The 13713-nt window shown below is 58.3% G+C and carries 12 protein-coding genes; 1 reads left to right on the forward strand and 11 read right to left on the reverse strand.

The features are described from left to right. Positions 1-2: 2 nt before the first annotated feature. Positions 3-1508 (reverse strand): replicative DNA helicase, encoded by a 1506-nt coding sequence (locus tag ACXAEW_RS12790; protein WP_474941682.1) that lies wholly within the window; start codon positions 1506-1508, stop codon positions 3-5. Positions 1509-1874: 366 nt separating this feature from the next. Then, complete coding sequence (locus ACXAEW_RS12795) at positions 1875-2552, reverse strand: orotate phosphoribosyltransferase (RefSeq protein ID WP_474941683.1); 678 nt, start codon at positions 2550-2552, stop codon at positions 1875-1877. A 326-nt stretch (positions 2553-2878) separates the two neighbouring features. Here ACXAEW_RS12795 and ACXAEW_RS12800 point away from each other — a divergent pair, with 326 nt between their 5' ends. Next, complete coding sequence (locus tag ACXAEW_RS12800; RefSeq protein ID WP_474941684.1) at positions 2879-3604, forward strand: putative phage abortive infection protein; 726 nt, start codon at positions 2879-2881, stop codon at positions 3602-3604. Positions 3605-3722: 118 nt separating this feature from the next. Here the strand turns inward: ACXAEW_RS12800 and pyrC are convergent, their stop codons facing one another. From pyrC to ACXAEW_RS12845, 9 genes are all read right to left on the reverse strand, one after another. Then, complete coding sequence (gene pyrC / locus ACXAEW_RS12805) at positions 3723-4763, reverse strand: dihydroorotase (protein WP_474941685.1); 1041 nt, start codon at positions 4761-4763, stop codon at positions 3723-3725. Between the two features lie 66 nt (positions 4764-4829). After that, positions 4830-5789 carry a phosphoadenosine phosphosulfate reductase gene (locus tag ACXAEW_RS12810; protein WP_474941686.1) on the reverse strand — a complete coding sequence of 320 codons (960 nt, stop codon included), beginning with the start codon at positions 5787-5789 and terminating at the stop codon, positions 4830-4832. A 240-nt stretch (positions 5790-6029) separates the two neighbouring features. Further along, positions 6030-7226 carry an HlyD family secretion protein gene (locus ACXAEW_RS12815; RefSeq protein WP_474941687.1) on the reverse strand — a complete coding sequence of 399 codons (1197 nt, stop codon included), beginning with the start codon at positions 7224-7226 and terminating at the stop codon, positions 6030-6032. Further along, on the reverse strand, positions 7219-7611 hold the full coding sequence (locus tag ACXAEW_RS12820; protein ID WP_474941688.1) for a hypothetical protein: 393 nt from the start codon (positions 7609-7611) through the stop codon (positions 7219-7221). The genes ACXAEW_RS12815 and ACXAEW_RS12820 overlap by 8 nt, the downstream gene beginning before the upstream one ends. A gap of 181 nt (positions 7612-7792) precedes the next feature. Next, entirely contained in the window at positions 7793-8857 is a 1065-nt protein-coding gene (locus tag ACXAEW_RS12825) for a glycosyltransferase family 2 protein (protein ID WP_474941689.1), read from the reverse strand. A 3-nt stretch (positions 8858-8860) separates the two neighbouring features. Further along, positions 8861-9553, reverse strand: a complete 693-nt coding sequence (locus tag ACXAEW_RS12830) for an FkbM family methyltransferase (protein ID WP_474941690.1) — start codon at positions 9551-9553, stop codon at positions 8861-8863. A 3-nt stretch (positions 9554-9556) separates the two neighbouring features. After that, the gene (locus tag ACXAEW_RS12835) at positions 9557-11908 is read right to left on the reverse strand and encodes a glycosyltransferase family 2 protein (protein ID WP_474941691.1); all 2352 of its coding nucleotides are present in this window, start codon (positions 11906-11908) and stop codon (positions 9557-9559) included. Further along, the gene (locus ACXAEW_RS12840; RefSeq protein ID WP_474941692.1) at positions 11908-12534 is read right to left on the reverse strand and encodes a sulfotransferase; all 627 of its coding nucleotides are present in this window, start codon (positions 12532-12534) and stop codon (positions 11908-11910) included. The genes ACXAEW_RS12835 and ACXAEW_RS12840 overlap by 1 nt, the downstream gene beginning before the upstream one ends. Next, the gene (locus ACXAEW_RS12845) at positions 12531-13562 is read right to left on the reverse strand and encodes a glycosyltransferase family 2 protein (RefSeq protein ID WP_474941693.1); all 1032 of its coding nucleotides are present in this window, start codon (positions 13560-13562) and stop codon (positions 12531-12533) included. Before ACXAEW_RS12845 ends, ACXAEW_RS12840 begins: the two co-directional genes overlap by 4 nt. Positions 13563-13713 lie beyond the last annotated feature (151 nt).

Genomic DNA, 13713 nt, shown 5'->3' on the forward strand with positions numbered 1-13713 from the left:
GATCAATACCCCTCAGGCTCCTGTTGCCAAGACTTTGCCAGGTTGCCGAAGCGGGTGAATTGGGCTTCGAACGAGAGTTCAACCGTGCCGATGGGGCCGTGGCGTTGTTTGCCGACGATGACTTCGGCCTTGGCGTGCAGGCGCTCCATCGCGGTTTTCCACTCTTCCATCTTGTCCAGTTCGTGATCGCCGGGTTTTTCGCGCTCTTTATAATATTCCTCACGGAACACGAACATCACCACGTCGGCATCCTGCTCGATCGAGCCGGATTCCCGCAGGTCTGAGAGCTGCGGGCGTTTGTCTTCGCGGCTTTCCACCTGACGTGAGAGCTGCGACAGGGCGATGACGGGGATGTTGAGTTCCTTGGCGATGGCTTTCATACCCATCGAGATCTCGGCAATCTCGTTCACGCGGTTGTCGGACATGCCGCGGCAGAGCTGCAGGTAGTCGATCACCAGAAGGTCCAGCCCATGGGTCCGTTTCAGGCGGCGGGCGCGGGCGGCGAGTTGCGAGATCGGGATCGCGGGCGTGTCGTCGATGAACAGCGGGCAGCTTTCCAGATCCTTGGCGGCCTGCACAAAACGTCGGAACTCACCCTCGGTCATGTCGCCCTGGCGGATCTTGTGGCTGGAAATCTCGGACGCTTCCGCCAGGATCCGGCCGGCCAGCTGTTCCGCCGACATCTCGAGTGAGAAGAAGCCCACAACGCCGCCGTCCACTGCGCCCTCGCTGCCGTCGGCCTTGGTCCCGCGCTTGTAGGCTTTGGCGACGTTAAAGGCGATGTTGGTCGCCAGCGAGGTCTTCCCCATCGAGGGACGCCCCGCCAGGATCAGCAAATCCGAAGGGTGAAGGCCGCCGAGCTGTTTGTCCAGATCAGCAAGACCGGTGGAGATCCCCGCCATGCCGCCGCCGCGCTGATAGGCTTCGTTGGTGACATTCACCGCCTCAGTCACGGCCTTGAGGAAGGATTTGAACCCGCTTTCGGTCTGGCCCTGTTCGGCGAGGGAATAGAGCTTCTGTTCGGCGTCGACGATCTGTTCCTTGGGCTCGGAGGCCACATTCACCCGCCGCGCCTGATCGGCGATGGAATTGCCAAGCGCGATCAGTTCGCGCCGGATCGCGAGGTCATAGATCATCTGCGCATAATCGCGCACCGCAAAGGAGGAGATCGACGCCCCCGCCAGTTTCACCAGATAGGACGCGCCACCCAGCTCTTTGAGGCCTGCGTCATCTTCCATAAACGCCTTGAGCGTCACCGGAGAGGCCAGCGCATTTTTAGAGATTCGCGCGGCGGCGACTTCAAAGATCCGGGCATGGACGGGATCATAAAAATGGCCCGAGTTGATGGTCAGGGCAATGCGGTCATAGACGTCATTGTTGGTGAGGATCGCCCCCAGAAGCTGCTGTTCCGCCTCAATGGAGTGGGGAAGCTCATTGGTTGTCTGGCCACCATCGTCCATGGGAGCGGGCAGCGGCGCGTCGCCCTCAAAGGATCTGATCTCGTTCATATCGTGCTGTCTCGCGTGCCTTGCCTATGGGCTGATCTTGTACCCCAAGGCCCGCGCCGGGGGCAAATTGTATAAGCCTGTGGATAAGGTTTGAGTGGCGGTTTTGTGCAGAAATTGACCCTGGCAAAGATCGGAGGATCGGCCGCCTGGGCCGCTATCCCATGCTGCACGAGCAATGGAAGCAGCAGACCCGCACTGCAGGTGCAGGCATCAACCAAGGTCCAACGTTTTGAAGGCAGACAGGCGCGATGCTGGGCCGCGCAGGAATGTTAACAAAGCGCAGGCAACCTGTCTTCCCAACCGATCTGAAAAGCCCGGCCAACTGGACCGGGCTTTCTTTTTCTGTTCGTACTGGCGGTGGGGCGGTTACTTTTTGTTCGCTTCCTGCCAGGCGCGGGGGGCGTTCAGGAATTTCTCGACCTCGGCCAGAGTTTCGGGGGAGAAGGCCTGTTGCGCCTTGGCCTCGGCCAGGACATCCCACCAGGTGCAGAGGTAATGGAGCTCCACCCCGTGGTCACCCAGACGCTGCGTGGTTTCTGGGAAGATGTCGTAATAGAAGATCACCGCGGTGTGGCCACAGGAAGCGCCGGTGTCGCGGATCGCGTCCACAAAGGACAGTTTAGAGCCGCCATCGGTGGTCATGTCTTCTACCAGAAGAACACGCTGGTCCTCGGTCATCACGCCTTCGATGCGGGCGTTGCGGCCGTATCCTTTGGGTTTCTTGCGCACATAGGTCATCGGCAGCGCCATACGCTCCGCCACCAGCGCGCCAAAGGGGATGCCGGCTGTTTCGCCACCGGCGATATTGTCGAAGGCCTCAAACCCTGCGTTGCGCATCACGGTGATGGTCAGGAAATCCATCAAGGTGGAGCGGATGCGCGGGAAGGAGATCAGCTTGCGGCAGTCGATATAGCTGGGCGAGGGCAGGCCGGAGGCCAGCGTATAGGGTTCATCCGTGTTGAAGTTCACCGCACCGATTTCCAGCAGCATACGGGCAGACAGACGGGCAATTTCTTCGCGGGAGGGGAAGGATGTGGGGATCATGGCGGCACCTTCTTGGGACAGTCAGTGGTTTGAGCGCTGATACCGGCCCAGGCTCGCGATGTCGAGAGGGGTTGCGCTCACCCTATGCGGTCATAGGGTGGCGGTGGCAATTGTTTTGGGGGATCTGGATGAAGACGGACAAGATGGTCACGGCGGTGACCGGTTTTCTGACGCGGGGCGGGCGGGCGGTTTTGGGGCTGGTCGCGAAAGACAGGCTGGACCGGTACAAGCGGTATTTGAATGTGTGGACGCGGCGATACCCGGTCGAGTTCTTTGCGGGTGTTGCAGGGATTGCGCTGTTGTTATGGGTTTTGAGCCCTGTCTATATGCGTCTGTTTTTTGGTGCTGATGCTGGCTCTAAGGGGGATTCCTTTGGCGCGCTCACCTCGCTTTTCACCGGGGCGGCTTTTGTCGGGCTGATCGCGACATTGATGCAGCAGCAGCGTGAAATCCGCATGCAACGGCAGGATCTGAAACTGCAGCGCGAGGTATTTAAAGAAACGCGCGATGAGCAGGCGGGTCAGAAAGAGCAAATGGCGCTGCAGAACCAGAGCTTGCGGCAGCAGATGTTTGAACAGACGTTTTTCAATCTGTTGAATGTGTTCAACCAATATCTCAACGGTATTGCCAGCCCGCCGAAAGGCAAAACAGGCTTTATAGTATCCGGTCGAGACCAGATGTCTAATATGCTTCGAACCTCAACAAGTACGAGTGGCAACACTTCCACTTCTATTGCCCAGCTATACAGGTCCTCTTACAAAGAGCAATCGGATGACCTCGGTGGATACTTCCGTCTCTTGTACAATGTGTTGAAGCTGGTAGATGACTCTGAAATCACCGACAAAACAGTTTACACTAATATTCTACGCGCGCAACTTTCAGACAGCGAACTTCAGCTTTTGGCCTTGAACTGTGCGCGCAAAGAAGGTGAAAAACTGCAGGTTTTAGTAGAGCGCTATGACATTCTGAAACATCTGCCATCACAGCTGCGCGGGCAGGACATTCATCTGATTTGCGGTGAAATTCGTAGGCTGGTGGCCGAGGTTGCGTAAGGGCCATTCAGTCTTCCGCCAGAGGCACGCGGGGGAGCCTCCGGCGGAAGTATTTTTGAAAAGATGATAGGGTCGGTTAAAACGCTTACCCTGTCGCCGGGGAAGTCGGCGTTTTTAGTCAGTCCGCCGTCCAATAGACCGGGAAGCCGGGATCAAAGACGGTGACGGGGCCGTCGCCGCTGTCGATTTTCTCGGGGAAGGTCACGGGGGAGTCCTGCTTGGTCAGGGTGAGCGTGCCCTCGTTTTCCGGCAGGCCATAAAAACCGGGGCCATTTTTCGAGGTGAAACCTTCGAGCTTGTCGAGCGCGTCTTCTTCTTCGAACACATGGGCCAGAAGCGCCATGGTGTTGGTGGCGGTGAAACAACCCGCGCAGCCACAGCCGGATTCCTTGGCCGCATCCACATGGGGGGCGCTGTCGGTGCCGAGGAAGAAGCGGGCATCCCCTGAGGTGGCGGCTTCGCGCAGGGCGAGGCGGTGTTCTTCGCGTTTGGCAACAGGCAAGCAGTAGTAATGGGGTTTGATGCCACCGGCCAGAATGTGGTTGCGGTTGATGATCAGATGGTGCGTGGTGATGGTTGCGCCCAGATCCTTGTCGTTGGCCTTCACATACTCAACCCCGTCGCGGGTGGTGATATGTTCCATTACAACTCGTAGACCGGGGGTGGATTTGCGGATTGGATCCAGAACCCGGTCGATGAACACGGCTTCACGGTCGAAGATGTCGATCTCGCTGTTGGTGACCTCTCCGTGCACACAGAGCGGCATGCCGATCTCGGCCATTTTTTCCAGAACCGGGCGGACCTTGTCGAAATTTGTGACCCCGGACGCCGAATTTGTGGTGGCACCGGCGGGGTAGAGTTTGACTGAGGTGACCAGACCGCTGGCGTGGGCGGCGGCGACATCCGCCGGGTCGGTGTCTTCGGTCAGGTAGAGGACCATCAGCGGATCAAAGGACATGCCGTCGGGCAGGGCGGCAAGAATGCGGTCGCGGTAGGCGGCGGCCTGTGCACCAGTGACCACCGGGGGCACCAGATTGGGCATGATGATCGCGCGGCCAAAAAGACGTGCGGTTTCAGGCAGGACGGCCTTGAGCATCGCGCCATCGCGCAGATGCAGATGCCAGTCGTCGGGGCGGGTGATGGTCAGCGATTTGGTCATGCCGCCGCGTTAGCACAGCCGCGCGCAAAGGAAAAGAAGCGGCATGTGCGAATTCCGGCAGCAGGATTAGCTGCGTTCAGCTGGCCAGGTGAATTCCCCAGCTTCGGCGCGTTTCTTCAACCCTTGCAGGCGGCGACGGAACCGGGGCGCGCGCAAACGCTGGGTCACGTTGCGGCACAGAAGCGAAACCAGATAGGGGCGATCCTGGTTGTCGATATGGGCCATCAGCCCTTTGAGGTAGCCGCCATTGTTTCGCCGTGCGCGGGCAAGTTTGAAGAAGCTCAGTTCCGTCAGCTTGCCGGAGCCGACTTGGGACAGGATCGGATAAAGGATCTCCATCTCGATCAGGCGGGTCTGCACGGCAGCGCCCATAAAAGGCAGGCGCAGGCGTGTTACATTGGAGCGGGCGAACAGAGCTGCATGCATCGCGTCCAGACGTTCATATGGGTCATAGATAATGAAGGCGTGATCCGCTGCGTCCACCATGTCCGGCGCATAACCGTAGCGATCCACAAAGGAGGTGCGGCGCATTTCCACAAAACGGTCGTCCCATTCGGTAATACGCGGGTCAAGCGTGGCCTGGGGCTGGATCGCCAGGACGGTGGCGCCGGGCGCCGCAACCGAATAGGCGGCAGCCGAATATCCGCAGGGGCCGGCACCGTAGAACACCACATTGTCAAATTCTTCAAAGAAACCATCGTCGATCAACTGATCAAAGAAGGCATAGATCTGTTCGGCGCGGAACCAGGTGTCGCCATCCGAAACCAGACACAGATGTGACCAGCCGAGGTTGCGCACCAGGTCAAACCCCAAAGGTTGCGCCTGGTCAGAGAGGTTGTGGATGCCCTGCAAGGTTTCAAATGTGACCAGCAGGGTGTTGCCCTGGTCAATGAAGGTTGCAAAGTGACGCTCGCCCAGATCCTGGAACAGGCCGTTTTCCTCTGCAATCTCTGCCATGCGGGCTTTCCACTGGGCTGGTTTCAGCCCCGAGAGATCCTCGTCCAGCGCGTCGATGACTTCTTGCATACCCGTCGTCCTCAATATGCCGAAAAACTGCGTTCGGTTTATAGTTACCATGAGGGTTAATGGCAGAATGAGGCCAAAATTTGGAGAACTCGGGCTGATTTGTCGGCGCTGGCTTGTGCGAACCGGTGAGACATGTGGGGGTGCCTGTTTTAGGAGCTCCTCAAAGGGGCGTGCAAAAAAAAGATGCGCGCCGCTTTGCCGGGAAAGCGACGCGCCTGGGTAATGAGGGAAGGCTCGCGTTTAGTGACCGCCGCCGCCGGCCAATCCGATACCGTTCAGAATGGAGCCGATCACCTTCATGCGCAGACCGGCGGCTTTTACGACGCCGGTTGCCGCGATGATGTGGCCAAATACGCCATCTAGATTGTTGGTATAGGTCTGCACGATACAGCCCGTTCCATCCATCAGCATGGCTTCATGTTCGTCGTGTACCAATTCCAGATAAGCCTGAACGCTGCCCCGCTGAACTGCGTTGTTGAGTTCGCGAATATCGCCGCTTGGTACAACCTGGCCTGTGGCAACCGCGGGCTGAATAGAGACGATATGCGCCGGGAAAATCGCATTGCGAAAGCTCAGTTTGGCGTTGGTGTCACAGGCGATTTCAGCTGGCATGCCTTCGTAGATCGTGGAATTGGCAACCTGGGAGAAGCCTGCAACGACACGGACAGGCACATTTTCGGGTCGATCCGGGATAATTATCATCGACGGGCGGACAACCAAAGTGGTCGCCGGGCTGCCGACGCTGAGGGAAAGCTGGGTGACGGTCCCGCTGATGTAGCTGCGCACTTCTGTGAAGGCCAGTGCCGTTTCGGCTTGCTCGATTGAGGCTTGGATTGCGCTGCGCTGGGCCGGGATGCTTTGTTCGAGGTCAACAAGAGCAAGATCCAGCTGTGAGCGGGCGGCCTCCAGGTCGGCCTGGGCGGCCTCAAGGACGGAGCGTGCCTCTACCACAGTGTTGGTGGTGCCAACGCCGCGGTCGACCAGAGCCTGAGCATCGTTCAGGTCGTCCTGCAGGCTGACAATCCGGGCTTCGATCTCGGCGATGCCAGCCTCGGCCACTTGTTTGTTGTCTTCGGCTTTGGCGGCCTCTGCGTCGATGACCGAAAGCTGTGCCTGGGCTTCAGCCAGAGCCGCACGCTGGGCACTGTTTTCGATGCGGAACAACAGATCCCCGGCGTTGACGTGCTGGCCATTGTTTACGGCTACTTCTGTTACCGGGCCAGTGGTTTGCGCGACAACCGAAACGGTGCGGTAGGGAACCACGCCGGCATAGGTTTTGGGGTGGAAGTAAAAGACCAGAGTGAACACAAAAAACGCCATCAGCGCCCAAAGAAACACTGCCGTTTTCATGTTCCAGACGGTGATCGCCTCGCCACGTCGTCGCAGTTGGAAATAGCGGATCACTGCGGGAAAAGACGTAAAAAGAAGCTCAAACATCGACGTGCTCCCTTTCGTTCGGCTCGGCTGTTGTGTCGACAGCTGGTGCCGCCGGCTTAGCATCTGCTTTGATGTTCAGGTGAAACCGGGACCAATCCGCCATCAGCGCAATCAGAACAGCGCTGAGGGGCAGGAGCGGGTGGAAGTGGTCGAGCGGGAAGATCTCATAGAGCAGGGCGATGGCTAACAAGGTTGGGATGGTCTTCGCAAGCGGGGTGCCTTCAGCCTGATGTTCTGCCCAACGGTCGAATGCAGCATAGAGATATACGATGCCGTAAAGCCCGCCGAGGACAAGCACCAGCACAACTATCGCAAGAAAATCGCCACTTCCCGGATCTACAAACCAACTTGGGTCCGGGTGGCCCCCATGTGCAATATCAGACATTATGTTGTAACCTCGTTATTCAGAAAAATGATTTTTCCTGCAGCTTAGGTCGCCACGAAATATCTGTCTACAGGCCAGTTTATGCATGTTTTTTGGGCAAAACCTGAGGCTGTGTATCAGGTGTGAGGGCACACATAATCGACGCGCTGTGAAAGCGCAGACCCGTTGGCTGATGGGGGGCTTAGTCTTTGCGTTCAGAATCTAGAGTGCGTCGGCCCAGTGACGCAAAACCTGATAATGTGCGCGCCGTCGCGATGTTAATGGCGCGTGAGGGCGGGGTCATCATCAGGCGGGCAAAAAGCGCGCGATAGGGCTCTTCGAGCATCAGGTGACGGAAGCGGGAGTGGCGCCACGCCACGGCCTTTTCCTGGAGACGTTGCAGTTTCTTGTCCTCAGCCATTTCGGCCATCAGCGAGTCCCGCAGGGGACGGTAACGCATCACAGAGGTGTCCACATCCATGTTGAAATTCCGCTCCACCCAATAATCAACATCCAGCATATGGTCCGAGTGGACAGCCCGGCCGCGGGCGGCTTTGAGAACAAAACTTTCCATTGCACCCAGAGCATAATGGTTCAGCTGCGCAAATTTGTAATTGTGCTGGCCGTAATTGGAGAACAGCCGCTTGGTCTTGAATTGGCGCCCCAGTTCGCGCCCCTCGCAGTCATACCAGCGGTAGGTTTCCAGCCGGTCTTCGTCCTTGACGCTGCGGGGGCGATGAACGCCGGTTTTCCTGTAGGTGCCATCGTTGCGGTAAAGCGTCTTGAACATAGAGGCGCGCCAGGGCCAGTTGATAATCTGCGGCGCGCAGCGGTTAAAGACATCGGTGACCGGCGCGTGCTTGTACCGCACTTGGTCCGCATTGCCGAACAAACGCCAGGTCAACGTGATCGCGTCGGCTTTGGGCAGGACCTGCAACAGGTCAGAGATCCGCCCGTCCCCGGCATGGATATTGACAAACTCGTCAATGTCGAGCGACAGGATCCAGTCTGCCTGTTTCACAAGCGGGTGTTTGTCGGCCATCTTGAGCGCCGTGAACTGGATGCCGGATTTGTCATAGGGCCCGTCGTTGCGGATATGGGTCAAAAGGCCCATGTCCTCCATCCGGTCCAGCATCTTATCCGTGCCGTCCTGGCAATCGTTCGAGAATACGAGGAAATCGGTAAACCCCACAGCGCGGTGGTGGGCCAGCCATTCCAACAGGAAGGCGCCTTCGTTGCGCACCGTGAGGATGGCCAGAATACGCATGTCTTACCAATCAGACCGGAACACGGCCACTTTGCCATGGGACCAACGCGGGAAAAAGACCAGCCCTGCGGCATCCAGACAGCGGAAGACCTTTTGAATGCCGTCTTTGCCGATCCATTGCGGGTGGGTTTCGATCACCACCGCGCGCAAGGAGCTGAGGTCCATTTTCGGCAGCAGGTCAACTTCGGCCCCTTCGATGTCGCAGATCAGGACGGTAGGTTTGAGGTCGCCAATCACCTTGTTCACGTCCAGCGTCGGGACCTGAACCTTGGTTACCTGGTCCGTGTCATCCTCCATCGGCGACAGGGACGATGCCAGGAAGTTGGGGCGCACATAGAATGTCGCTTCTCCGTCTTCGGAGCCCAGAACCGCATGGGTGACTTCGGCTTTCTTTGCCTTGTTGAGCGCGTGAACCTGACGGATATAGGGGATCAACTGCGGGTTGGCTTCAAAGGCGTGGACGGATTTGGCGCGCGTCTTGGTGGCCACAAGTGTGGACATGAACCCGATGCCACCGCCCAGCTCCATTACCACATCACCTTTCTTGACCAGTTTGCCAATTGCAGTGGCTTCCTTGTCCTCGTAGGTGTCGCCCCGCAAAAGGGCGCGGATGCGCGGTGGCAGCACGGATTTGTCGAGCGGGAATTTCATCCCCCGGCTTTTCAAAACCTGTTGTGTGTCCGAAAGATCGTTCATGGATCAGCTTTCCATATCCAGAGCAAGCGCATAGGCCACACGCTCCACACTGTTGAGTTTCACCTTGAGCGCCTGGCTGTAGAGCTCGGCAAACTCTGGCTGGCCGTGCAGGGTTTGCACTTTGGCGCGGTGCCAGTCCAGCCCGTGTTTGTGCCAGCGCTGCAATTCGGCGTCTTTCAGCAGGCGGTCGTATTCGGCGCGCAAACGGGGAATGTTGCGTTTGATCGTGTCGTCCCGATGGTCGCTCCAGTCCATGCGGATCCAATAGTTCAGCCCGATAGAGCGATCCACATGCAGGGCGCGGCCCCTCTGGCGTTTGATCAGGAAACTCTCAGCAGAGCGCAGCGCATAGTGGTTCAGCTGCAAAAGGTCGTACCCGATGGATTTGCGCGAAGAGCGCCAGCCTTTCTCGGCAGCTTCCTTGGTCATGTCGCGGCCTGAACCGTTGACCCATTTGACCTGATCACGTTTGTCGTCGACCAGTTTGTTCGGGCGGTGACAGCTGAGTTTGTCATAGGCGCTGATGTTTTTGACCATGGTTTTGAACCCCCAGACAGTGTGGGGTTTGGGGCAGTATTTCGGAGCGCAATGGTCGAACTGGTCGATGACAAACCTGTCCTCCAGCGCGGTGATGCCGTTGTTGCCAAACAGCCGCCAGGTCATGGCGACATTGGTGGCATCGGGCACCCGGTCAAAGAAATCCTGCAAGGTGCCATTGCCACAGCGCACGTTGATGAATTCATCCACGTCAATATGGATCACCCACTCCGCGTTCTTGATCACCGGTTCCTTGAGCGCGCGGTTCAGGGCGAACTGCTGTGGAGAATTGCCGCGCCAGTCATCATTGTTGCGGTGCTGGAGAATGCCCATCTCTTGTAAACGGCCCAGAATCTCATCCGTGCCGTCTTCGCAGCCGTTGGTATAGATCAGAAAATTGTCGACCCCAATGGCCCGGTGATAGGCAACCCACTCCAGAATATAGGGTGCCTCATTCTTCATGCAGCCGACGATCACATTGCCGCTGGAGCCTTCGGGCAGGGTTCGATCGGGCCGGGGGGGGAAGGTTTCGGTCGGGAAGCTGCGATCCTCGGTTCCGACACCGTTGTGAGGTTTGAAGGCAGAGCGTTGCAGTGTGGCGTAGTTCTGCAAGGCCAAGGGCGGCATCAGGGCGCGTGCTTCCGGCGAAAGCCCATGGAGCGCGGCTGCGTTCAGGTCTGCGTGCCCGTCTTTTGCGGCGCGTTCGTCCTTGGCCGCTTTTTCGATGCGCGGCAGATGCGCCAGCAGGTATTGCGAGGCGCGAAAACCCATTTGCGGATCCGCCTCCTGCCAACCGGCGCGCGCGCGGGGCGCTTTGAACAGATCCTTAGGCAGGTCGGGGTGCTGTTTCAGGAGCAGTTTGTTTTGCGCGGCAAAGTGTTTGGAGACCTGAGACAGGGAGCCGGGGGCGATGGTATCCGTGGGCCCATCCTGGGGCAGCTCAAGCTCTTGCAGAAGGCTGCGCCACAGGCGACGGGGCACCATCCAGTCACGGTGGTCCATCAGTTTTAGAAGGCCCGCGTTATAGCGGCGCGCGCGCGACAGGGTTGTAGCTGAGGGCTGGGAGGGCGGCATCGTGACCTCAGCCTTGCCAATCTGGTCCTGTATGCCGAAGGCCGCGCGCAGTTCCTGCGTGGCATCGGCGCTGTAAAACAGATCCGCCTCATAGGGGCGGAAGGTCAGGCAGCCGACTCCAAACACATCTTCCCATTGTGCTTGCAGCCGCGCGTAGTCAAGCCAGAAAGGCGCGCCCTGGATTTCTTCAAAAACGCCTTTTGCGGGCTGAGATTCTGGCAGGGTCTGAAGGGCGGCGGGCCACCAGCTGTCGCTGTCACTCAGGCCAAGCTCCCGCGATAGCGGCGCAGCGCGCCCTTCCATCACCTGCGCTGCGTAATGGCGTGCCAGCGCATGGGCGGGTTCGTCTATATGGGCCAGCAGCTGAATGTCGTCCGAAAACGGGCTGAGGAAGGCGTAGAGCCGCTCCAGCTCGCTTTTGCGGTGAAGTTCACCCCCCAATTGGCTGGCCGACAGGATCAGCGTGTGGGGCGATGCCATATCAATTTCTTGCGTCAGATCCTTGGCCAGTTTGTCGCGCAGCTTGGCCTGTTGATCCGCCGCAGAAAAGCCCCGGTTCCAGCGCAGGCTGTCCACGTGGTCGGGATCCGTCACCGCCATAAACAGACGGGTCTGATTGGTCTTGCCCGGCGCGATGGGAAACAGCACGCCTTTGCTGCGCAGGTTGTCCCGTTTGGCGGCCAGCACTTGTTGCAGCCGCTCTGCTCCCATTTGTGGCAGGCCAATATGAAGGAGGATGCGCATCAGCTGGCCTTTGCTTTTTTGTTCACATTGGCCTTGCCCCACCAGGGAAGATCGCGGCCCAGAAAGGCAGAGACTTTTTCCTGTGCAGCATCATCGGCCACATCAAGTTCGAGATAGTCGGGATCGTCGCGGAACCAGTGCTTCAGCGCCTCGTAATGGCCGTCGATCCAACGCATCTGCTGGTCTTCGGTCTTGCCATATCCCACCGGCAGTCCCGGCACGGGGCTGTTGGGGAGGCGGGCGGTGCCGAGGTTGTTCCAGGCCATGATGGATTTGGAATGGCTTTGGGCATCTCGCCGGGTTGCGATGAATTTCAGGCCTGGATAGCGTTCTTTGAGCGCGCGCAGCAGGATGAAATCACACTGCGGCCAGACCGAGAATTTGCCATGGATAAAGCTCATCTCGGAAATGGCGGTGTAGCCGGGCAACAGTGCCATCGGGTCATCATGTTCGTAAAGACCGCGATACAGGAGATTGGCAACAAATATCCGGCGCTTGCCGGGTTTGTCTTCTTCCTGGTCGCGCAGGCGGTGATCGGCGACCTGGTATCCGGCCTTGTTTAACGCATGCGCAAGCGTCGTGGTGCCGGATTTCGGCAGGCCAAGGTTCACAACTTCCAATGTCATTCACAAAGTTCCAATTCTGCAATCAGTGCCTCTTCGGCGGCGGTGATTGGTGCGGCCTCTTGTAAGCCTGCGCGCATGGCCTGAAAGCGCGCCATGGTCATCAGTTCGGCGCATTTGGCCCGGTGAGCCGCGACGCAGGCCTTGTGAAGAGCGGCGATTTCGGGATCGTTTTTCAGCGCCCTTAACGCGTCTTTCAGCGCAGGCAGGTAGCGACGGATCGTGGTGTCCTGATGTGCGCCATCATTGCGTTCGCGCCAATAGCTGTCATCAAATGCGCGGTTCTCGCGGTTCACATCTCCGCGGTCGTTTTTCACCAGATAGCTGTCAAGCGAGCGCAGCGCATAGTGGTTCAGGGTTGCAAACTGGCGCGCGCCCTTGGCCGGAAACTTGCGGATCCGGCGGGCATTGGCAGCGGTCAGGAACCGGAACTGGACGGGGCGACCGGAGCCGTCGGTCCAGCGGGGGCGGTCCTCTTCGGAGAGACGTTTGCTGAGGAACGGCCGGTGGGCCCCGTAATATTGCAACGGGAAATCCTTACGGATGAGAGATTTGACTTCGATCGCGGTTTCCCCACACCAGATGTCCGGGTTGTGACAGCGACTGAACTGCGAAATCACGGGTTTGTCGCTGAACGTTTCAACTCCGGCGCTGGCGAAGAACTGAAAGCTGACCGAGATTGCAGCCGGGTCCGCGCAGGCCGTGATCAGATCCGGGATGGTGTGGTTGCCAACATGGATGTTCAGGAACTCGTCCACATCAGCAATCCAGACCCAGTCGGCTTTGGTGACAATTGGCTGATGACGCGCGTCTTTCAGCGCTTCCATCTGGTAATTGCGCCCCTCTGCCGGATTGGGCAGATGTTGTACAATCCCACGTTTGGCCAAGGCGTCCAGCAGGTGGTCGGTGCCGTCGGAACAATCGTTCGAGTAAAACAGAAAATCACTCACGCCAATAAGCTGGTTAAAGGCAATCCATTCCAGCAGGAATGGACCTTCGTTTTTCACACATGTGACAGCGGTGATGCGCATCTGGCAACGTCCCAGGACTTAACAATTATACCCCGAACACCGGGACCATGAGCGGTAATGACCTGTTCAGAGGGTGTTCTGAAACCGGGCCGACATTTGGCTCGATACTATTCTGGCACAGATGCCACTGCGAATGGTTAACGGTCAATCC

It is taken from the genome of Epibacterium sp. ABZ3_068, assembly GCF_056159265.1.